15 protein-coding genes, 1 tRNA gene and 1 pseudogene are annotated in these 21,106 nt (G+C 56.7%); 7 read left to right on the forward strand and 10 right to left on the reverse strand.

The window, feature by feature from the left end; translation table 11 throughout:
* The first annotated feature begins 176 nt into the window (after positions 1–176).
* Together radD and rplY are read left to right on the forward strand one after the other, a co-directional pair.
* A complete protein-coding gene (gene radD, locus ACN28Q_RS03940; RefSeq protein WP_095848910.1) occupies positions 177–1,934 on the forward strand; it encodes a DNA repair helicase RadD in 1,758 nt (585 codons plus the stop codon).
* 149 nt (positions 1,935–2,083) lie between these two features.
* Complete coding sequence (gene rplY / locus ACN28Q_RS03945) at positions 2,084–2,368, forward strand: 50S ribosomal protein L25 (protein WP_095845133.1); 285 nt, start codon at positions 2,084–2,086, stop codon at positions 2,366–2,368.
* A gap of 140 nt (positions 2,369–2,508) precedes the next feature.
* On the opposite strand, the gene yejK is transcribed toward rplY, so the two are convergent.
* Positions 2,509–3,519, reverse strand: coding sequence for a nucleoid-associated protein YejK (yejK, locus tag ACN28Q_RS03950; protein WP_095845134.1), 1,011 nt, complete (start codon positions 3,517–3,519; stop codon positions 2,509–2,511).
* A 238-nt stretch (positions 3,520–3,757) separates the two neighbouring features.
* Between yejK and ACN28Q_RS03955 the strand changes: the two genes are divergently transcribed.
* The 5 genes and pseudogenes from ACN28Q_RS03955 to ACN28Q_RS03975 all read left to right on the forward strand — a co-directional run bounded on the left by ACN28Q_RS03955 (position 3,758) and on the right by ACN28Q_RS03975 (position 8,311).
* On the forward strand, positions 3,758–3,985 hold the full coding sequence (locus tag ACN28Q_RS03955) for a YejL family protein (protein WP_095845135.1): 228 nt from the start codon (positions 3,758–3,760) through the stop codon (positions 3,983–3,985).
* A 9-nt stretch (positions 3,986–3,994) separates the two neighbouring features.
* Positions 3,995–5,770, forward strand: coding sequence for an LPS biosynthesis-modulating metalloenzyme YejM (gene yejM / locus ACN28Q_RS03960; protein ID WP_095845136.1), 1,776 nt, complete (start codon positions 3,995–3,997; stop codon positions 5,768–5,770).
* 76 nt (positions 5,771–5,846) lie between these two features.
* Positions 5,847–5,923, forward strand: a tRNA-Pro gene (locus ACN28Q_RS03965).
* Positions 5,924–5,994: 71 nt separating this feature from the next.
* Positions 5,995–6,245 (forward strand): annotated as a pseudogene (locus ACN28Q_RS03970) (transposase); the annotation flags it as partial.
* A 242-nt stretch (positions 6,246–6,487) separates the two neighbouring features.
* The gene (locus ACN28Q_RS03975) at positions 6,488–8,311 is read left to right on the forward strand and encodes a tyrosine-protein phosphatase (RefSeq protein WP_230469556.1); all 1,824 of its coding nucleotides are present in this window, start codon (positions 6,488–6,490) and stop codon (positions 8,309–8,311) included.
* Positions 8,312–8,582: 271 nt separating this feature from the next.
* Here ACN28Q_RS03975 and ACN28Q_RS03980 read toward each other — a convergent pair whose 3' ends face one another.
* The 9 genes from ACN28Q_RS03980 to ACN28Q_RS04020 form a co-directional block, all read right to left on the reverse strand.
* Positions 8,583–10,337 (reverse strand): ABC transporter ATP-binding protein, encoded by a 1,755-nt coding sequence (locus tag ACN28Q_RS03980; protein ID WP_095845138.1) that lies wholly within the window; start codon positions 10,335–10,337, stop codon positions 8,583–8,585.
* Between the two features lie 451 nt (positions 10,338–10,788).
* Positions 10,789–12,774 carry a hydantoinase B/oxoprolinase family protein gene (locus ACN28Q_RS03985; protein ID WP_095845139.1) on the reverse strand — a complete coding sequence of 662 codons (1,986 nt, stop codon included), beginning with the start codon at positions 12,772–12,774 and terminating at the stop codon, positions 10,789–10,791.
* The gene (locus ACN28Q_RS03990; protein ID WP_095845140.1) at positions 12,764–14,824 is read right to left on the reverse strand and encodes a hydantoinase/oxoprolinase family protein; all 2,061 of its coding nucleotides are present in this window, start codon (positions 14,822–14,824) and stop codon (positions 12,764–12,766) included. Before ACN28Q_RS03990 ends, ACN28Q_RS03985 begins: the two co-directional genes overlap by 11 nt.
* The gene (locus ACN28Q_RS03995) at positions 14,821–15,294 is read right to left on the reverse strand and encodes a GNAT family N-acetyltransferase (protein WP_095845141.1); all 474 of its coding nucleotides are present in this window, start codon (positions 15,292–15,294) and stop codon (positions 14,821–14,823) included. Before ACN28Q_RS03995 ends, ACN28Q_RS03990 begins: the two co-directional genes overlap by 4 nt.
* Before the next feature lie 197 nt (positions 15,295–15,491).
* Positions 15,492–15,998, reverse strand: a complete 507-nt coding sequence (locus ACN28Q_RS04000; RefSeq protein WP_095845142.1) for an Lrp/AsnC family transcriptional regulator — start codon at positions 15,996–15,998, stop codon at positions 15,492–15,494.
* 280 nt (positions 15,999–16,278) lie between these two features.
* Complete coding sequence (gabT, locus tag ACN28Q_RS04005) at positions 16,279–17,598, reverse strand: 4-aminobutyrate--2-oxoglutarate transaminase (RefSeq protein ID WP_095845143.1); 1,320 nt, start codon at positions 17,596–17,598, stop codon at positions 16,279–16,281.
* Between the two features lie 389 nt (positions 17,599–17,987).
* Positions 17,988–18,914 (reverse strand): 2-hydroxyacid dehydrogenase, encoded by a 927-nt coding sequence (locus ACN28Q_RS04010; protein ID WP_095845145.1) that lies wholly within the window; start codon positions 18,912–18,914, stop codon positions 17,988–17,990.
* Entirely contained in the window at positions 18,914–19,762 is an 849-nt protein-coding gene (locus ACN28Q_RS04015) for a GNAT family N-acetyltransferase (RefSeq protein ID WP_095845146.1), read from the reverse strand. The genes ACN28Q_RS04010 and ACN28Q_RS04015 overlap by 1 nt, the downstream gene beginning before the upstream one ends.
* Positions 19,763–19,770: 8 nt before the next feature.
* Positions 19,771–21,102 (reverse strand): NAD(P)/FAD-dependent oxidoreductase, encoded by a 1,332-nt coding sequence (locus ACN28Q_RS04020; protein ID WP_095845147.1) that lies wholly within the window; start codon positions 21,100–21,102, stop codon positions 19,771–19,773.
* Between the last annotated feature and the right edge of the window lie 4 nt (positions 21,103–21,106).

Here is a 21,106-nt window from a genome sequence, read left to right on the forward strand (position 1 = left end):
CGCCGACGCCGATCGTCCCCTCTCCCTCAGGGAGAGGGTTAGGGTGAGGGAAACTCGCACCAATGCGGCCGGGAAGGCATAATAGCGAAAAGTTTTCCGCCGCCAAGGGAACAATGCCCACATTCCGTGAGCCACAAACGGCCCCGGCGGCCCCGACCAGCAAGCGGCATTCATACATGGCATTTACCCTACGCCCCTATCAGTTAGAAGCGGTTGAAGCCACTATCGGGCATTTCCGCAAATCCACCGAGCCTGCGTTAATCGTCCTGCCCACCGGCGCCGGGAAAAGCCTGGTGATCGCCGAATTGGCCAAACGCGCACGTGGGCGGGTATTGGTATTGGCTCATGTTAAGGAGCTGGTGGCGCAGAACCACGCCAAATATTGCGCCTACGGGCTAGAAGCCGATATTTTCGCCGCCGGCCTGCAACAGAAAGAAAGCGCGGGCAAGGTGGTGTTTGGCAGCGTGCAGTCGGTGGCGCGCAACCTGGCGCTGTTCGATGGCGCTTTCTCGCTGCTGATTATCGACGAGTGCCACCGTATCAGCGATGACGATGGCAGCCAGTACCAGCAGATTATCCAGCACCTCACGCGCGGCAACCCACAGCTACGGTTGCTGGGCCTGACGGCGACGCCCTACCGTTTGGGCAAAGGCTGGATCTACCAATACCATTATCATGGCATGGTCCGGGGCGACGGCAGCACGTTATTCCGCACCTGCATTTATGAGCTGCCGCTACGCTATATGATCAAACACGGCTATCTGGTGCCGCCGGAGCGCCTGGATATGCCGATCGTGCAGTACGATTTCAGCCGTTTGCAGGCCAATAGCAACGGGCTGTTTAGCGAAACGGATCTCAACCGCGAGTTAAAACAACAAAACCGCATCACTCCACACATCATTAGCCAGATTGTCGAATACGCGGAAGACCGCAAAGGAGTGATGATCTTCGCCGCCACCGTGGAGCATGCCGGCGAGATCCATGGCCTGTTGCCGGCCGGCGAAGCGGCGTTGGTCAGCGCGCAAACGCCGGCCGTTGAACGCGATGCGTTGATCGAAGCCTTTAAACAACAACGGCTGCGCTATCTGGTCAACGTCGCCGTCCTGACCACCGGCTTTGACGCGCCGCATGTCGATCTGATCGCCATTTTGCGCCCCACCGAATCCGTCAGCCTGTATCAGCAGATCGTTGGGCGTGGCTTGCGGCTGGCCCCCGATAAAAAAGACTGCCTGATCCTCGATTATGCCGGTAATCCGCACGATCTGTTCACGCCGGAAGTCGGCGCCAGCAAGCCGCACCGCGACAGCCAGCCGGTGCAAGTGTTCTGCCCCGCCTGCGGCTTCGCCAATCTATTCTGGGGAAAATGCACCGAAAGCGGCGCCATCATTGAGCACTATGGCCGCCGCTGCCAGGGGTGGCTGGAAGATGACGAGGGGCAACGCGAACAGTGTGATTACCGTTTCCGTTTCAAAAACTGCCCGCACTGCGGCGCGGAAAACGACATCGCCGCACGCCGTTGCCACCAGTGCCAAGAGGTGCTTGTCGATCCGGATGACATGCTGAAGGCGGCGCTGAAGCTCAAAGATGCCCTGGTGCTGCGCTGCGGCGGCATGGCGTTGGACAGCGGGCGCGACGGCAAGGGCGAATGGCTGAAAGCCACCTACTTTGACGAAGACGGCACCAGCACCAGCGAGCGTTTCCGCCTGCAAACGCCAGCACAGCGCAAAGCCTTCGAGATGCTGTTCCTGCGCCCGCATCAGCGCGCGCCGGGCGTGCCGTTCCCGTGGCAAAACGCCGAAGACGTGCTTAAACAGCAGGCGCTGCTGCGCCATCCGGATTTTGTCGTCGCACGCAAGCGCGGCCAGTTCTGGCAGGTGCGGGAAAAAGTGTTCGATTATCAGGGCCGTTTCCGCCGCGCCAACGAATTACGCTAAGCGCCGCCGGCAGGTTTTCATTGCCCTTGAAGTGGCTTTCCGTTAAAATGCCGCCCGCTTTACCCGGGTCTCCCGGCGTAAAGGCGAGTTATCGAACCTGTTACTGGGTCGCCTGTAGCAGGGTAAATTTTCTTTTAAGAGAAAAAACAATGTTCACTATCAATGTACAAGTACGTCAAGAGCAGGGTAAGGGTGCGAGCCGCCGCCTGCGTGCAGCAAACAAATTCCCAGCTATCATTTACGGTGGCAAAGACGCTGCAATCTCCATCGAACTGGATCACGATTCTGTGAAAAACATGGAAGCCAAGCCTGGTTTCTATGGTGAGCCTATCGTTCTGGTTATCGACGGTAAAGAAACCAAAGTTAAAGTTCAGGCTGTTCAGCGCCACGCGTTCAAGCCAAAACTGACCCACATCGACTTCGTTCGCGTTTAATCGCAACGCTATCGAGCTTTGTGTTTCGGGACGCCGAAGTAAAAAACGCCGCATCTGCGGCGTTTTTTATTGCCTGCCGTCCGGCAAAGCCCGGTTGCGCAGGTAGCAGGGCGAAGCGATTCGCCCCAGTAATATTCAGGTTAGTTGCTGCCGCCGGTTAAACGGCGCTGCAGCTGATCGCGCAGGTTCGGCGGCGTGCCTTTGATCGTTAGCGTATCGGTTGCCGCATCCCAGAAAATGCGCTCACCCAGCAACAGAGCATCAAAGTTAATGCTGATCCCGCCGCCGCTGCCGGCAAACTTGGTCAGTTGGCGCAGCGTGCTGCGATCGGCCGGGAAGCTCTCTTCAAGCTGGTAGCCCTGCTCGCTGGAAAACTGCACAAAATCCTTTTCGCCGTGCGGCTCCAGCTCTTTGGAAAGCGCCTGCAGCGCAATCTCTTCCCCGGCCTGCAACTGCTCATTACAGTAGCTGTACACCTGCTGGCGCACGGCCTGGCGTTCGTTTTTATCCAGTTGGGCATCGGCGCAATAATCGTCCACCGCCTGCAGCAGGCCGCGGTTTTGCGCTTTGGTATCCAGCCCTTCTGCCGCTGCCAGGAAATCCATGAAGAAATCTGAAACCTTGCGCCCCACGCGCCCACGTAAAAACGTTAGGTAACGGGTCGACTCCGGGTTGGTTTCCCACTCGGTCAGATCGATACGCGCCACAATATCGGCATGGTTGATATCCAGATAGTGGGTCAAGCTGATATCCAGCTCTTCGTTAACCCGCATACTGTTGCAGCTGTTCAACACGGCCACCAACAAATACTCCACGGCCAGGTAGCGATATTGGGCAAACAGCACAACGCCGCCTTCGGCAAACGGATACTTGGCCAGTTCATCACGCAAACGCCCGGTGGCGGCACGGCTGAACGCCAGGAAATCTTCATCGCCTTTCCGGCAACTGCGCAGCGCCGTCGCCAGCTCGCTGTCTTCATTGAACAGGCCGTATGCCTTGCTTTTAGCGCTATAGACGCGATGCAGTTCCGCCATCATCTCTTCTACTGCGGCATTGGCGGGCAGCAGCGAATCGCGCAGCACGACATCCAGCGTTTGTTCATCGCGCTTTACTAACTGGTGCAGAGCAACCTGGTCGAGATCCAGACTCATGATAAATCCTCCTGTTCTTTGAGCGCGTATTCAAGCACTGTCGGCTGGCCGCTGCAATGAAATCCGATCACAAACCGGCCCGGATTGGCTGGCAAAGGCCGATGAGCCGGCGGCGGCCAGCCGAACACGCGTTAACCAAATGCGCTCCTGCTTAACCATCAGCCTACGATAAAAGAGCGGAAAATCACGGCCCTATACGGTAAGATAGGTGACTTTGTCAGGTTTTGAGCACAACTTTATGCCACAATCATCCCGTTATAGTGACGAACACGTTGAACAACTGCTCACAGAGTTGGTCAACGTACTTGAAAAACACCATGCCCCTACCGATCTTTCCCTGATGGTGCTGGGCAATATGGTAACCAATCTGATCAACACCAGCATTTCTCCCGCCCAGCGGAAGACCCTGGCAAGATCGTTTGCTGAAGCCCTGCAGGCTTCTATTCGTGAAGACAAAGCGCATTAAAAACTATTTATGGTGACAAACCGTCAGCGTTATCGTGAAAAAGTCTCCCAGATGATTAGCTGGGGGCACTGGTTCGCCCTGTTCAATATCCTACTCAGCCTGGGCCTGGGCAGCCGCTACCTGTTTGTCACCGACTGGCCCTCTTCGCTGCTGGGGCGCGTATACGCCATCGTCAGCCTGTTGGGGCATTTCAGCTTTATTGTTTTTGCCGCCTACCTGCTGATTATCTTCCCGCTCACCTTCGTGGTGATGTCGCAGCGGCTACTGCGTTTTCTTTCCGCCGCGCTGGCGACCGCCGGCTTAACGCTGCTGCTGGTCGACAGCGAAGTCTTTACCCACTTCCATCTGCACCTTAACCCGGTTGTCTGGGAACTGGTGGTCAATCCGGATCAAGGCGAGGCGGCGCGCGACTGGCAGTTGATGTTCATCTGTGTGCCGATCATTTTCCTGATAGAGATGTTGTTTGGCACCTGGAGCTGGCAAAAGCTGCGCAGCCTGAACCGCCATCACTTCGGCAAACCGCTGGCCGCATTGTTTATCGCGGCGTTTTCAGCTTCGCACCTGATGTATATCTGGGCCGACGCCAATTTCTACCGGCCGATCACCATGCAGCGCGCCAACCTGCCGCTGTCTTACCCGATGACAGCGCGTAAGTTCCTGGAAAAACACGGGCTGCTCGATCAGCAAGAATATGAACGCCGTTTGATGCAGCAAGGCAACCCAGAGGCCGTTACGGTGGAGTATCCCTTGAGCGATCTCAGCTACCGGGACAAAGGCAGCGGTTACAACCTGTTGATGATCGTCGTCGACAGTGTGCGCAACCAGGACATGGCGCAGGATATGCCGGCCGTCACCCGTTTTGCGCAAGAAAACGTTCACTTCATGGATCACTATAGCTCTGGCAACCGCCCGGATACCGGGCTGTTCGGCCTGTTCTATGGGATCTCTCCAACCTATCTGGATAGCGTGCTGGCCGCGCGTAAGCCTTCGGCGCTGATCGGCGCGCTCGGCGCGCAGGGCTACCAGTTCGGCCTGTTCTCATCAAACGGCTTTAATGCCGCGTTGTATCGCCAGGCCCTGCTGACAGACTTCACCCTGCCAGCGCCGCGGGTGCAAAGCGATGCAGACACCCGCCAGCAGTGGCAGCACTGGCTGGCAGAGCAAAACGGCAGCACACCGTGGTTCTCTTACATCAACTTCCGCGGCGCCGGGCCGTTAACCGGTGCTCAGGCGCCAGCCGCCTTTATCCAGCGCTATCGCGCCGGGGCGCAGGATGCTGATGAGCAAATCAATCAGGTGCTGAATACGCTGAAAGCGCGCGGGCTGCTGGAGAAAACCGTGGTGGTGATCACCGCAGAGCACGGCGTTGAGTTTGATGACAACGGCCACGGTAATTGGGGCGCGGGCAGCAGCTTCAATCAACAGCAGCTCAAAGTGCCGTTGATTATCCACTGGCCAGGCACGCCGGCGCAGGCCATCAACAAGCTGACCGGCCACAATGACGTGATGTATACGCTGATGCAGCGCCTGCTGCACGTGCAAACGCCGCCCAAAGACTATTCGCAGGGTGAAGATCTGTTTACCGCGCAGCGTAAAAACAACTGGCTGGCCACCGGCGATAACAATCAGCTGATTATCACCACCCCAACGCAAACCATCGTGCTGGACAGCAATGGCACTTACCGGGCATATGACGAAAACGATCGTGAAATAAAAGGCGAAAAACCGCAGCTCGCCCTGCTGCTGCAGGTATTAACCGACGTAAAACGCTTTATCGCCAATTAACTGCTTAAAACTAACGCAATCAGTTTGTTAGCTGCTTGCATTACCAGTGGGAAACGGTAGACTGTTGCCATCGCGTCGGCATGTAGCGCAGCCTGGTAGCGCACCGTCATGGGGTGTCGGGGGTCGGAGGTTCGAATCCTCTCATGCCGACCAAACATTCCAAATATATCAAGGGGTTAATCGAAAGGTTAGCCCCTTTGCTTTATGTACAACACTGCACAAATACGTTCTTCGGCTATCCGCCCGATATCCGCAAGGCTATCTACACCACGAATGCCATTAAGTCGCTGAACAGCGTTATCCGCACAGCCATCAAAAAGCGCAACGTGTTCCCGACAGACGACTCAGTGCGAAAAGTCATTTATCTGGCGATTAAGGACGCTTCAAAAAATAGAGTATGCCGATCCAGAACTGGCGGCTGGCGATGAGCCGTTTTATTATCGAGTTCGGTGAGCGCTTGAACGATCACGTTTAATACGCTGGCAGTGACACAGAATTACGGACAGGCTCCTATTACTTTTTCAAAACAGCGGCTACAGAAATATTTCCGCCACAATCACCCCTCATAATTCCAAGCTTTAATAAATAACGAATGACAAACCATATTTATCGAGGCTTATTTTGATTCGCTATATTCCTGTTACTGTCTCTCTGGTCGCCACTGCCGTCTCGAGCGTCTTATACGCTGCGCCAATAGATACACCCACGCTCGCCACGATGGATAATTTTCGCGATATCGCTGGCACCTCGTCGATTTATACCACCAGCCACGACGGCACCATGCGTACCGGCGTCTTTTATCGTTCTAATGCTCTGACATTATCCGCCGCGGATCAGGCAACACTCAGCACGCTCGGTATCAGCGATGTTTATGATTTACGCACCGCCAGCGAAATCGCCAGCAGCCCGGACGTGCTGCCGGACGGAGCGACGTATACGAATATTGATATCATAGGCAACGCGGTTTCGGGCAGTAACATTACTTCAATTACCTTCAGCAGCGCCGCTGAAGCAAAAGCGTTGATGCAGCAGACCAACGTCTCTTTTGTCAGCGATGCTGGGATGCGCGCGCAGTTCACCACGCTGTTTAACGATCTGGCCAGCGCTGACGGTGCAGCACTATTCCACTGTACCGCGGGCAAGGACCGCACCGGCTGGACCGCCGCCATGCTGCTAAGCATTGCCGGTGTCGACGAGGCAACCATGATGGAAAACTACCTCGCCACCAACGATTACACCCGTCAGCGTATTGGAGCGACCCTGGCGATGATGCCACCGGCCATGGCCGCGATTTACGAGCCACTGCTGGGCGTCGATGCCAGCTATCTGCAGGCCGGACTGGATGAAATTACCCGCCAGTATGGTTCGGTTGATAACTATCTAAAGCAAGGTCTGGGGCTGTCGCAGGAAACGATCTACGTCCTGCGCGGCAAAATGGTGCAGTACAGCCAGCTTCCGGGGCAAAGCGAGCTGCTGGGGAATGCGGCACAGGGCGCGGTACTGCTTAACGCTCTGCAAAACAGCGAGCTATCGGGTCGTTACACCGACTATAACTATTATCTACAATCGGCGATTGATGCCGGAACCCTGGGCGGGGTTGAGTCTCAGGTCGGCGGGCAGATCTACGCGGACGCCGCCAGCTATTTGCTGCGTAGCGGTTCACGATTAGACAGGGCGCTGACGCCGAATATCGATAGCCGCCAGATGCGGGACGGGGAAGGAAAACTGTGGCTGACCGGGCTTAGTGGCTATCTGGGCACCGATGGCTCTGCCCGCGCCGCCAGCAGCAATGAACATACTACCGGCACGTTGCTGGGCTATAACCTGCGGGTTAACTCGCAGTTTAGCGGCTACGGCACCCTGGGATATAGCTGGGGCTCACTGGCCAGCGCTAACGCCGATGCGGATGCCAATACCACTCTGCTGGGGATCGGCGGTCGCTATGCATTCGAGGATCTCAATCATGGCTTCTTTGCTGCCGCCGATCTTAACGCGGGCTGGATCGACTATAGCAGTACGCGACGGATGAATGGTGGGTTGGGTACTGCCATCGGCGATACCCATGGCCAGCTGGTTGGCGGCACACTGCGTCTCGGCTACGTGAGTCCACTCGACTTCGCCAGCATCGAGTATTCCGTCGGCACCCGATTGACCCATCTGCGAATGGACGCCTTTCACGAGAGCGGCAGCGAACTAGCGCTCGACGTCGATCGCGTCAGTGAAAATAACGCCAGCGGCGTTGCCAATATTAGCCTCGCATTTCATCCGCAAAACAGCGGAAGCTGGACCTTCACACCTGCGGTAAATATCGGCTATGAACATAGCTTCAGCGGCCCCTCGGTACATACCAGCGGGCAGGTTTATCAATACGAGATCGGGCAGAATTCCTCCTTCAATAGCCGCCATATGGTCAACGCCGGAGCCAGTATGAGCATGACGCGTGGCGCGCTGAGCCTGAACCTTGGTGGACAAGCTGAAGTCGCAAGCAGTGGCGACAGCCACGGATACAGCGGTAATTTGAGCGTGGCTTACGCCTTTTAAAAAACTGATCTTACCTAGCAATAGAGGACACGCGCCTAAGTGAATAAACGCTCAGCCAGAGGAGACTCACATGACAACATGAATTTATGCCCGCAATGCCGGGCAAAGTAACCTGATGATGCTGTGGTCTTTTTAACGTGACACAGAATTCTGAACGCGCTCGAAAAAGTGGATAAAGCCCTAATGATGGTCTTACCGTAGATTTTCGTTCCATTAGGCCTCAAACCCCATCACCAGATCTTGCGCTTCTTGAGACGTTGCAAAACCGGCATCATCCAGCGGCGTCTGATAAATTTTTGTGCAGAATAGATTGAATATAAATATTTCTGTTGGCTAGCGATGCCAAATCGCCTCGGTCTACAATACCGTCTTGATCTAAAACGATAATTTCATCGGAGTAATCAAACGTTGAGCGCCTATGACTGATATTGATAACGATGGAAAGTGGGTAGGCCGCTTTGATGTTTTTCAGTACTTCTCTTTCATTCACCATATCAAGCGAAGAAGTGACTTCATCGAGAATGATGACCTGAGGCTGACGCAAAAACAGTCTGGCCAACGACAGGCGTTGACGCTGCCCGCCAGAGAGGGTCATACCATTATCTCCGATTTTTATATCTAACAATGCAGCAGGATCGTTGCAGGGGATATCGTTCAGTTGAGCAAGTTTCAATGCTGCAAGTAGTTTTTCATCAGATGCACTCGGGCAAGCTATTTGCAAATTAAAGCGCAGGGTGTCCATGAAAATGTAATCATTCTGCGAGACATGAAATATTATTTCCGCACGCTCTTCATCTGATAGTTCCCGTGTTTCTACATGGTTAAAATAGATGTTTCCCGAGTCAGGGGGCAACTCCCCAGCAATCAATTTCGCTAGCGTGCTTTTCCCCGCACCACTGGGGCCGGTTAAAGTATAGAAACCTGGATTCAATAGCACTATGTTCATATCACTGATTGCGTAAGTATCGTTTTTTTCATATGAAAACAGGATATCTGACAGTGTGATTGATATGTTTTCGCATGGGGTAACCTTCCTGGTGCAAAGTATTTTTCCTGTCGCCCCCCTCATCTCATTGATAAAATCATATAACGATGCAGTGGATTTTTGCATTGCTGTATACATAGAACCAATGTTTTCCAATGGTCCCGCAAGCAGCATAATATAAGAAGATATCATAACAAAATGTCCAAGCGTGATATCTTGGTTTATTACGCGATAAAGGGATAATAAAAAAGATGTACCGAAGAAAAATATGTTTAACACCGATTCAATAAGCAAGAATCTAAAATCGGCCTTGAGCAACCTCTCATGTTTCTCTTCAATAGAGTCCAGTAGTCTTTTATATCTTTCAAATAAAAAGCCATAAGTATTACAAACTCTGACTGCATCAAGGTTCTTAACGCTATCCGTGATAATACTGTATTTTTTTACTGAGGAAGAATAGAAATCGGAATAGAGGCTAACAATCTTTGGGTTTAACGTCTTCTTTGCATACAGATAAATAAAGAAATAAACAATGAATAGTAACGCGACGATTAAATCACCTGATACTAAAATTATTGAAATACTGAAAAGCAATTGCAATAGCGGAGGCAGTAAGTTGTGCGAGATGTTTCTAAGCAAGGTCGTCATCTCATCCACAGCCTGGTTTAAACGTTGCGTTATATCACCGGTATTTTCATTTTTGTTCATTTTATTTGAATTGAACAGACTTTTAAAATAACTGTCTGTTATGCTGATGATAATCTTGTTCCGCAATGAGGTTATCAGGATAAAGTTTAATGCTGCAGAAAGCTTTCTCATACTCATCAGAGCAATGTAACTGATAGCAAGCATAATAACCGCTAAAGATAAACCGAATTCTTTTGTCTCAACCGTATTAACCAAATGAGACATAATCACTGGCTGCACTGAAAATAACAGGGTGGTTACGATAGATATTGATATTATTGTAATAAACTGGCGCTTTGCTATATTGCTTGATGATTCTTTGAAAAATTTGCACAAAAACAAAAACTTTTCCATGTTGTAACCTTTTATTTATAGTATGGCGAAGTCCCGCCATCACAGTCAGCAACGTTAATTATATTTTTTCTAATGGGGTTAGCGCCGACCAACGCCCTATGCATAAGAGTAATTTATATTTTTTTCATTAATGCTTCATGTTTGTGAAAATTTAATTTTCGTCGATGAACTCACCCTATGTATCTCTGACACCTCACACACTTAAATTATAGATTATCTTAGATATCAATTAATTAAGAACACCTGAGGAATGACACAACTGGAGCGGAACGCGAGCGATGATGCCGTTGCAGTTCGTATTATGTGGGCATATACCCCAAATAATTATCAAGGATGCACGGGCATCCTTGACTGGCCAGTGGGCGCAGCAAAAAAACCGGGAGAAACGGTGCAGATATAAAATCACCCGGCCAGCACGCCTAAAATACAGCGTCGGTTTCCCCTCCCCCATCTAACAACGATGTTGGACTAAAGCCGGGAAGCGCCGCCGCAACTCAGCAAACAGCGCCGCCATCTGTTCCGCCAACGGCAGATGGGCAAACTCACCGGCCTGCACGGCGGCAAACACCTGGTGCTTGAGGAAATGGCGCCAGCTGACCGGCGCCACAGCCAGAAACTCGGTCAGTAATTGATAACGCGCGCGGCTCCACTGCGCTTCAAACGCCCGGCGTTCTGCGCCAACGTCAAAGTGCTCGCCTTCCACGCCGGGCATCGCCGCACGCAGCCGGGCGGTTTCCTGCGGATCGACTTCGCCCTGTGTGATCGCAACGCCGTAATCGCGCTGCGCCGCCTGCGGCGAGACAAAGCCGCAGCGCACATCGTTCAGTACCGCCGCCGGCCGGCGGTTTTTCGCCGCGCCATAGCCCCCGGCGCCGGGCCCACGGATACTGACGATATCCCCCGGGCTGCATTTGATCACGTCGGTATTGCCATGTTCCTGGATCTGCCCCTGCGCGGAACGGGTGTAAAAGCGGGAAGTCGCCCCTGCGCGCCCGCCTGCCGCCCCGGCCGAGGAGAAGCGGGAGCGGTTGCGGTTGCGCGCGGTAACAATGGTATTAGGGGAAAACACTTCAAACTCCATTTCGGTCGCCAGCCCGCCGCGATATTCCCCGGCGCCGGCGCTGTCGCACACCAGGCCATAGCGATGAAAACGCACCGGGACTTCCGCTTCGTTAATTTCTATCGGCGTATTCTTCAAAAATGCCGACAGGCCGCCCGAGCCGTCTGGGCCATCGTGCTTCGGCGTGCCGCCGGCGCCACCGCCCACCGGGCCAAGCGAGGCAACCAACGCCTGGCCTGTGCCGTCGACGGTACGGATGTTGATAATCGAATTGCCGCCGGGCGAGTTGGCCGGCAGCCGCTCAGGCATCGCCAGCGAAAACGCCCCCACAGTGGCAATTTGCGCGAGCGCGCAGGTCAGCGAGCGCATCCCCACCGCCGCTGGCGCCTCGCAGTTCATAATGGTGCCGGGCGGCAAAATGGCGCGCGTCGGGCGCAGGGTGCCGGCATTCAGCAACAGCGAACGATCAAGCGTCGCCAGCACATACGTCACACCCACCAGCGCCAGCGGGTGGCGCTCGCGGCCGCCGGTCGGCATATTCAGGGATGAGGCCAGTTGCGGATCGCTGCCGGTATAATCCAGCTCAAGCGCCTCGCCGCGTATCCGCAGCGTTACCGCAATGCGGCAAGGGTAGCCCCCTTCGCCATCTTCATCGGCATAATCCGCATAAAAGTAATCGCCGTCAGGCATGGTGGCGATAATGCTGCGCGCCTGCCGCTCGGCATAATCCAGAATGCCCTCTACCCCGTGAAGAAAATCATCAATGCCAAAGCGGGCGATAATCTCGTGGATCTTGCGTTCGCCAATATTGACGGAGGCGATCTGGGCGTTGAAATCCCCCCAGTTCTGCGCGGGCGCACGCACGTTCAGGCGCATAATTCGCGCCACATCGTCATTCAATCGGCCGCCGGCGACGATTTTCAACGGCGGAATGCGAATGCCCTCCTGCACAATTTCGGTCAGCGAGCGCGACAGCGAAGCCGGCACCGCGCCGCCAACGTCGGTATTATGAATATGGCCGACCACGAAACAGGCAATCTGCCCCTGGTGAAACACCGGTTTCCAGATATGGATATCCGGCGTGTGGGTGGCGACATTGCCGGCATAGGAATCATTGGTAATGCAAATATCTCCTTCCTGATAATCATCGATCAGCGCCAACACCGGGCCATAGTCGATGCCGCTGTACCAGGGCGCGCCAAAGCTGCGGGGCGAGGCAAAGGCCAGCCCGGCGCGGCTGACGATCTGGCAGGAAAAGTCTTCCGTCTCTTTCACAAAAGTGGAATGCGCCGTGCGCATCAGGGTAAAGGCCATGGCGTCGGCCGCCGCCGCGCAGTAGTTGGCCAACACTTGCAGGTTACGCCCGTCAATCGCCATGTTGCTCTCCCGTTTGCGGGGTGATAATCAGGTTGCCGAAGCGATCGACATTCACGTCCATCGCCGGCGGGATACAGGTCGTGCAATCATCCTGCGCCACAATCGCCGGGCCGCTGAAGCGATGGCCGGCGCGCAGCTCGCTGCGAGCTATCACATCAACCGGCCGCCAGTTGCCATCGAACCACGCCTCCACCCGGCGAAATACCGCAACCGGCTTCTCTGCCGGCGGCAACTGCGCCAACTGCGGCTTGGGCGTGGGGGAAGAAAGCACCAATCGCAGATTGATCACCTGCACTGCCGCCTGCGGATCCTGGTGGCCGAACAGCCGTTCATGGCTGCGGTCAAACGCGGTGCGGATCGCCGCAATATCACCCTGTTGGATCCAGGCGGCCTCCAGCGGGACGTCGATTTCGAACGACTGCCCGCGATAGCGCATCTCCGCCGAAAACTGCAGCGTCTGCGGTAGATCGTGGCCGTATTCCCGCACCAGCCAACTCTCAGCCTCCAGGCGTAACGCTTGCGCCTTGCTCGCCAAAGCCGGCAGGGTTTGCACATTCAGTTCGCAATAGAGCGTGCGAATAAAGTCATTTTTAATATCGGCGACCAGGCCGCCCAGCGCCGAAAGCACGCCGGGCGTCGGCGGCACCACCACCCCGCGCATATTCAACTCGCGCGCCAGAAAACACCCCATCATCGGCCCGGCGCCGCCAAAGGCGAGGAAATAAAACTCGCGCGGATCGATACCAAAGCGCGACACCAGCCCGCTGGTATCGCTGTACATGCTGGAGATCGCCAGTGCGATGATGTTTTCCGCGGCCTCTTCCACACCAATCCCCAATGGATCGACCAGCGCTTTCACCGCCGCGCGCGCCGCCGCCACGTCAACCTGCACCGCGTTGTAGCCAAGATCGCCGTGGCCGATCAATCCGCAAACGGCAAAGGCATCGGTCACCGTGGCCGCCGTGCCGCCGCGCTGGAAGCACACCGGCCCCGGCAGCGAACCGGCGCTATCCGGCCCCACCTGCAAAACGCCCAGGCTATCCAGCCAAGCGATAGAACCGCCGCCCTGGCCCACCGACGTGACCGAAACCGACGGGATATAGATCGGGAACTCGCCAATGATCTCGCCGCTGCCATACTCCGGCTGCCCATTGATGATCACCGCCACATCGGCACTGGTGCCGCCGATATCCAGGCTTAGCAACCGTGCAAAACCGCAGCGCTCGGCAATATAGCCAGCGCCAATCACGCCGGAAGCGGTGCCGGAGAGCACCATCTGCACGCATTCCGCCTTCGCCTGGTTAACCCCCATCACCCCGCCGTTGGATTTTGTGATGCGCGGCGGCACCGGCACCCCCATCTGCGCCAGCGCATGCTCAAATGCGCTAAGATAGTGGATCACTTTCGGTTGCACATACGCGTTAATCACCGCCGTGATGGTGCGTTCATATTCACGAATAATCGGCCAGATCTGCGCCGAACAACTGGTCAGTAAATCCGGCGCCGCTTCGGCCACGATGGCGCGCACCTGCGCCTCATTGTCAGCATTGCGATAGCTGTGCAGCAGCGCAACCACGATCCCTTCACAGCCGGCGGCGCGGGCAGCATCGACCGCGGCAAGCACGCTTTGGCGATCCACCGCCTGCAACACATTGCCGTCGCGATCGGTGCGCTCAACGATCGGGAACACCCAATCGCGTGGGATCAATGGCGCGGCGCGGCGTGAGAACAGATCGTGAATATGGGGGATCTTCAGGCGGGCCAGTTCCAGCACGTCACAGAAACCGGCGGTGGCGAACAGCGCCAGGCGCACGCCCTTGCGCTGGATCACCGCGTTAACCCCCACCGTGGTGCCATGGGTGAAATAATGAATCTCTTGCGGTTGGATGCCGTCACGCTGGCGCAGTTGAGCCAGCCCGGTGGTAATTTCACTGCCCGGGCTATCGGGGCGCGATAACACTTTCAAGGTGCGCAGTGTATTGTCGCGCTCGTCCAGCACCGCAAAATCGGTGAACGAGCCGCCAATATCTACGCCAACGCGGTAGCTCACGATAAACGCTCCTCTGTGGGTGGCATGGGCATGAACTCCATCAGGCGTTCAGGCTGGGAAACGGGTTGCCAGCCCGCACGGCGGTAGACCTCATGAGCGTCGGCGGTTGCCAATAGCCAGCGCTTCACGGTTTGCAACTCCGGATGTTGCGTCACCGCGGCGGCTAACCAACCGCCCAGGCCCTGGCCGCGATGCGGCCTGGCGATAATCACGTCAATCAGATAGGCAAACCGGGTGTAGTCGGTGATCAGGCGGCCAAAGCCAACCTGCTGGCGTTGGGCATACAGGCCGAAGGGCAAGGAACCGGCCAGCGAGCGCAAGGTCATCTCGCGTGGTTGGCCTTTGGCCCAGTAGCTATGCAGGGCGAGTTGCTCATGCACCCAATCCACATCCAGCAATTCGGGGGCAAAACTCAGCAGATAACCGTTGCGCCGCCACTCGGCGGCTGCGGGTGAAATCGGGGTAAACATGCTGACTCCTGGCGATTTTAACGGCAGATAACAGGAGTTTACCGCGTTCGTGCCAAGGGGATTTTCGTAGCAGGGGGCGCTAACAGCGTGTTTATAGGGAAATGCCGCGCGAAAAGAAATTTTCTGCTGCGGGCGCAGGGCATAGTGGGCCTATGTTCAAGCCCGATAACGCAGGGGACGGGCCTTGGGGGCACAGCCTAATACTCAACCGGCGAATGGCGGGCAATCAGCGAGCGCAGCGGCACGCTGCTGCGCAGGATCGGGGATTTGATCACGATGTAGCTGAAGTATTTGTCGATACCCACTTTGGCATCCAACAACCCTTCGATCACTTCCTGGTAATGTTCAATGCTGCGGGTGATAAAACGCAGCAGATAGTCGTAGCCGCCGGTGATCAGATGGCACTCCATCAGCGTTTCCACCTCGCGGATGGCGCTCTCAAACTTCTGGAAATCTTCGCGCCGGTGGCCGGCGAGCGTCACTTCGGTAAATACCGTGACCGAGTCGGTAATCTTGGTGAGGTTGATATGGGCTTCATAGCCGTTGATAAAACCCGCGGCTTCAAGCCGCTTGACGCGTTGCAGGCAAGGGCTGGGGGAAAGCCCAACGGCATCGGCAAGGTTAACGTTGCTGATGCGGCCGTCTTTTTGCAACTGCACCAGAATGTTGATGTCGATACGGTCCAGTTTCATCAAGCCGTTCATAGCATCCCCTTATGTTACTATACCCAAAATAATTCGAGTTGCAGGAAGGCGGCAACGCAGCGAATCCCCAGGAGCTTACTGAAGTAAGTGACTGGGGTGAGCGAGGAAAGCCAACACACCTGCAACTTGAAGTATGAAGGGTATAAAATTACCGAACCGTCACGTGCACGCGCTCCCGATGGTATAGCATGCTTTCAGCCTGCGGCGCCAGCGTTTTACCCGCTCGCCCCATCGAGAGCCGCTGAAAAATAACCTTAGTAATATCAATAATAAAGGGGTACTAGCCGAGCCGGCCGGTCGCACGCGCCATCGCAATATCAAAAATATGCAGCGCTTCTTCCAATTGTGAATCATTGGTAACCAACGGTGCCAGAAAGCGCACGGTATTGCGATGCAGGCCGCACTTGATCAGCAGTAGCCCTTCCTGGCAAGCGCAATCAAGGATCTTCTGCGTCAATGCCGCATCTGGCTTACCGGTGTCGAAATCCATTATTTCCACCGCCTGCATAAAACCGATCCCGCGCACTTCGCCGATACAGGCATATTTATCCGCCAGTTGCAGCAAACGGGCGTGCAAGCGTTCCCCCAATTGATTGGCGCGCGCCAACAGGTTGCCCTGCTCCATCAGATCAAGCACCGCCAGCGCAGCCGCACAGGCCAGCGCATTACCGCCGTAGGTGCCGCCCAGCCCGCCAGGCAATAGGGCGTCCATAATTGCCGCTTTGCCGACCACGCCGGAAATCGGCAGGCCGCCGCCCAGGCTTTTCGCCACGGTAACCAGATCCGGTACGATGCCGGTATGCTGGAAGCCGAACATTTTGCCGGTGCGGCCAAAGCCGGTTTGCACTTCATCGCAAATCAGCACAATGCCATGGCGTTCAGCGATCGCACGCAGCGCCTGCATAAAGGCCGGCGGCGCCGGCAGGAAGCCCCCGTCGCCCTGCACCGGTTCAATAATGATCGCCGCAACCCGCTCGGGCAGGATCTGTACCGCGAACAGGGTATCGAGCGCGTTTAAACAGTCCTGCTCGGAAATACCATAAAGCGGATTGGGGAACGGCACATGGAAAATATCGCTGGGGAATGGGCCGAAGTTCTGTTTATAAGGCTGGCTCATACCGGTCAGGGTGCAGCCTAATAAGGTTCGCCCATGAAAGGCGCCGTCAAAAGCAATAACGCCGGGGCGGTTGGTATAAGCGCGAGCAATTTTCACCGCATTTTCCACCGCCTCCGCACCGCTGGTGAAGAACACGCTTTTAAATGCCTCGCCCGCGCCAACCAGGCTATTCAGGCGCTTGGCCAGTTCGATATAACCTGGGTAAGCCGCCACCTGGAAACAGGCATGAGAAACCCGATGCAATTGCTCTGTCACCGCGGCAATCACCGCCGGGTGGCTGTGGCCGACGTTCAAAACGCCAATGCCGCCAACAAAATCCAAATAACGGTTGCCTTCCACATCCCAGACTTCAGCGCCTTTGCCCTTGGCAATGACCACCGGATGCGCCGTGACGATGCCGCGGGGAATATGTTCTTCACGCGCATCCAGGAATAACGCATTATCAGAAAATGTCTGCTGCTCTGTTGCCAATAAATTTTGCATCTCTGTTCCTCATCGACGTGACGATAACAGGCCGCGCCGGGCAATACGCCAGGCACACCCTCAGGTTGAAGTATCGCAATAAGCATTTTCACCGCGCTGCCGAAATAAACGGGCTAGCGGCATTTACTGTTGAAATACGGGTATACCCTTCATACTTCAAGTTGCAGGTGTGTTGGCTTAGTTACTCGGCCCATCCCTGGGCCTCGCCCCTTCGGGGCCGCTGCCAACAGCGTTCAAATCTGCTCCCGGCAGATTTGTCGCTCACCGGAGGCTGGCCAGAGGCCAGGCAAATTCGTTCCTGACGAATTTGTCGCAGCAAAGCCGCCTTCCTGCTACTCGAATTATTTTGGGTATAAATCATCAGGCAAATATATTTTCACCGCCGGCATTCAATAGCCTTTCTGTTTATCGATCAGGCCGATCATCGGTTCGCCGCATTCAAAACGGCGGATATTCTCCAGCAGCGCCCGCACGGAGCTTTCTGGCTGGGTGGTGCTGGCGATATGCGGCGTCAACCAAATTGCGGGGTGCCGCCAAAAAGGGTGGTCGGCAGGCAGCGGCTCCGGTGCGGTCACATCCACCACTGCGGCGCTAAGCTGCTGCGCGTCAAGCGCCCGCAGCAAATCACCGTGATTAAGCTGCGCACCACGCCCGGCCTGGACAAGGCTGGCGCCTTGCGGCAGTTGTGCAAACAACGCCTGGTTGAGGATGCCCCGCGTGCTGTCGGTTAACGGCAGCAGGCAGATCAGGATATCGGTGCGCGCCAGAAAATCGCCGAGCTGTTCATCGCCGGCCCAGCAGGCCACGCCCGGCAGCGCTTTTGGGCTGAGGCTCCAGCCACCGCACTCAAACCCCAACGACACCAGCGTATTCAGCACCGCCACGCCCAGCTCCCCCATCCCCATTACGCCGACGCGGCGGCGGGCGGCGGGCATAATCGGGTGTGCCTGCCAGCAGCCTTCACGCTGCTGGCGCAGGTAGCGCGGCATATCGCGATGCAGGCCCAGCACCGCAAAAGTGACGTATTCAACCATCCCCGCCGTCAGCCCCGGCTCCACCATACGCACCACCGGCAGCTCAGCCGGCAGGCTGGCATAGTCAAACTGATCGGCGCCCGCACCAACGGAAAACAGCACTTTCAAATTGGGGAACTGCTGCATGATGTTTTCCGGCGGTTGCCAGGCCACCAGATAATCCACCGCGTTGGCGTCGCCCACCTCCGGCCACAGGGAGAAACGCGCCTGCGGCCGCAGGCGGGCAATCACTTCCTGCCAGATGCGGCCGCGCTCCGGCGCCGATTTATAGACGATATTCATCAGGCCATCGCCTGGGTCATCAACCCGAACGCCCGCATGCCGCCTGCTTCAGGCTGCCACGGCATTCCCTTCACCATAATGGTGGGCGCATCCACCGTTGCCATGCCCAGGCCGCTCAGCCAGTCGCCCAAGCCGTTGTCGGCATCGGTATCAATACGGACAAACTGCCCGTTCAGGCCGCTTAACAGCTGGCTGACCAGCACCCTGGCCACCGCCAGATCGCGGGCGATCACCGGGCCGATCACGTAGCCATGGCCAAAGCGGCGCAGGCAGGCGAAACCTTCGATACCCGTCGTTTCCTCCAGCAACAGGATGCGCTCGGCGCTGTGCATCAGGCAGGCAAACAGTTCAGGCCGGTGCTGGCCGTGCGCTTGTCGATCCAGCGCCACCAGTTGCGCGATATCCGCAGGAGCGGCGGTGCGCAGCCGTTGCCCGGCGGCCGGTGAGATCGGATCGACCGCCCCCAGCGCGCGGTTCTGGTGCTGTTCCACCCACCCGGTGGCGACAAACCCCAGTTTTTCATACAACCCACGGCCGGCTTCGGTGGCATGCAGGCGCACGTTGCTGCCCGGCAGTTTATCCAGTGCCGCCAGCATCAGCTGCTTGCCGAAGCCCTGGCCCTGTGCTTCATCGGCGACAATCACCAGCCCGAGCGTGGCGTATTCGCTGCCCCAGCGCCAGCACAGCGCCGTGCCCAACAACCGGCCAGCCTCAACGGCGGCCAGCCCTTCCCCCAGGCGTAGCGCCTGCTGCCAATCTTCACGACGGTGCGGCCATTGCAGGCGCTGGGTCAGCGCAAAAGCGGCATCCAGGTGGCTTTCATTCATTGGAACAATTTGCATATCCATCCCTTCTTTTACATCATGCCCGGCGTATCCAGGCCGCTGCCGTCCACCAGCCGCGCGTAGCGGAACGGGGTGGGATCGACAATCGGCTGGGCATCGGTCGCCAAGTCCGCGGCCAAACGCCCGGCGCCGGGGCCAATACCAAAACCATGTCCGCTGTACCCGGCCGAGAGCACTAGCCCCGGCAGTTTTTCCACCGTGGAAATCACCGGCACCGCGTCCGGCGTGCTGTCGATCATGCCGCCCCATGCCTGTTCCAGGCGGATATTCGCCAGCGCCGGATATTCTTTACGCATCGCCGCCAGCCCCTCTTCCACCATTGCCATATCGGCGGCAGGATCGAGAATACGGATTTTTTCAAACGGCGACAGACCGTCAAACTGCCAGCGCGCCGGGGATTCCGGCCCGTTGAGGAATGGCCCGATGCCCAAATTGATTTTCAGGTTCTTGCGCCGCGATTTGAAGGTCGGGTAGAACTGGCGGGCGTAGCGTAGCCCCTGCACGCCGGGTTCCAGGCGGCCCCGGCCGGAAACCGACACCGTGTAGCTGCCGTCCAACTGTGGGCGGCAGGCAAACGACGGGGTATAAAGCGGCGCAGCGATAGCCTGCGCGATTGGCGCGGTGCGAAAGGCGGTGCCGATAACGTTGCCCAGCGGCAAATCAATGCCGTGGCGGCGGCAGAACATTGAAGTCCAGGCGCCGCCGGCGCAGATCACGCGGCTGGTTTTTATCAACCCACGCTCGGTCACCACCCCGCTGACGCGCCCGGCGGAAATGTCCAGCCCGCGCACCGCGCACTGCTGGAAGATGCTCGCCCCCAGGCGCTGGGCGGCAATCGCCAGCCCGGCAGAGGCCAGCGCCGGTTCGGCGTGCCCATCGGTCGGCGAAGACACGCCCCCCAGCCAGTTGCTGGTGCTGCCCGCCGTCATCGCCTTGGCCTGCTGCGCGTTTAAAATATCGCTGCGCACGCCATAGGCTTTGGCCATTTTGCCCCAGTTATCCCAGGCGTCGATCTCGCTCTGATCGCCGGTGGCATAGACCAGGCCGGTACGGCGAAAACCAAGCTCTTCGCCGGTTTCCTTGCCTAACGCCTCCCAGCGTTGCAGTGCATAAATGATCAGCGGCAGTTCGCGCTCATCACGGTTTTGCTGGCGGCACCAGCCCCAGTTGCGGCTGGATTGTTCGCCGCCCACCAGCCCCTTCTCCACCAGCGCAACGCTGACGCCCTTCTTCGCCAACTCATACGCGGCGGCCGTTCCGGCAATCCCGGCGCCAATCACCACCACATCTGCCGCTTCCGGAAAATACCGGCTGTCCTGTACGTATCGAATAGGTGCTGGCATCGCT

This window comes from Gibbsiella quercinecans (assembly GCF_002291425.1).
In the GTDB taxonomy this organism is placed as follows: domain Bacteria; phylum Pseudomonadota; class Gammaproteobacteria; order Enterobacterales; family Enterobacteriaceae; genus Gibbsiella; species Gibbsiella quercinecans.

Excerpts from the sequence above, each read along its gene's own strand:
- ACN28Q_RS03985 (WP_095845139.1), bottom strand. The coding sequence starts at position 12,774 with ATGGCGATTGACGGGCGTAACCTGCAAGTGTTGGCCAACTACTGCGCG.
- yejK (WP_095845134.1), bottom strand. The coding sequence starts at position 3,519 with ATGAGTCTGGATCTCGACCAGGTTGCTCTGCACCAGTTAGTAAAGCGC.
- gabT (WP_095845143.1), bottom strand. The coding sequence starts at position 17,598 with ATGCAAAATTTATTGGCAACAGAGCAGCAGACATTTTCTGATAATGCG.
- ACN28Q_RS04010 (WP_095845145.1), bottom strand. The coding sequence starts at position 18,914 with ATGAATATCGTCTATAAATCGGCGCCGGAGCGCGGCCGCATCTGGCAG.
- rplY (WP_095845133.1), top strand. The coding sequence starts at position 2,084 with ATGTTCACTATCAATGTACAAGTACGTCAAGAGCAGGGTAAGGGTGCG.
- ACN28Q_RS03975 (WP_230469556.1), top strand. The coding sequence starts at position 6,488 with ATGGATAATTTTCGCGATATCGCTGGCACCTCGTCGATTTATACCACC.
- ACN28Q_RS04020 (WP_095845147.1), bottom strand. The coding sequence starts at position 21,102 with ATGCCAGCACCTATTCGATACGTACAGGACAGCCGGTATTTTCCGGAA.
- ACN28Q_RS03980 (WP_095845138.1), bottom strand. The coding sequence starts at position 10,337 with ATGGAAAAGTTTTTGTTTTTGTGCAAATTTTTCAAAGAATCATCAAGC.
- radD (WP_095848910.1), top strand. The coding sequence starts at position 177 with ATGGCATTTACCCTACGCCCCTATCAGTTAGAAGCGGTTGAAGCCACT.
- ACN28Q_RS03955 (WP_095845135.1), top strand. The coding sequence starts at position 3,758 with ATGCCACAATCATCCCGTTATAGTGACGAACACGTTGAACAACTGCTC.
- ACN28Q_RS03995 (WP_095845141.1), bottom strand. The coding sequence starts at position 15,294 with ATGTTTACCCCGATTTCACCCGCAGCCGCCGAGTGGCGGCGCAACGGT.
- ACN28Q_RS04000 (WP_095845142.1), bottom strand. The coding sequence starts at position 15,998 with ATGAACGGCTTGATGAAACTGGACCGTATCGACATCAACATTCTGGTG.
- yejM (WP_095845136.1), top strand. The coding sequence starts at position 3,995 with ATGGTGACAAACCGTCAGCGTTATCGTGAAAAAGTCTCCCAGATGATT.
- ACN28Q_RS04015 (WP_095845146.1), bottom strand. The coding sequence starts at position 19,762 with ATGGATATGCAAATTGTTCCAATGAATGAAAGCCACCTGGATGCCGCT.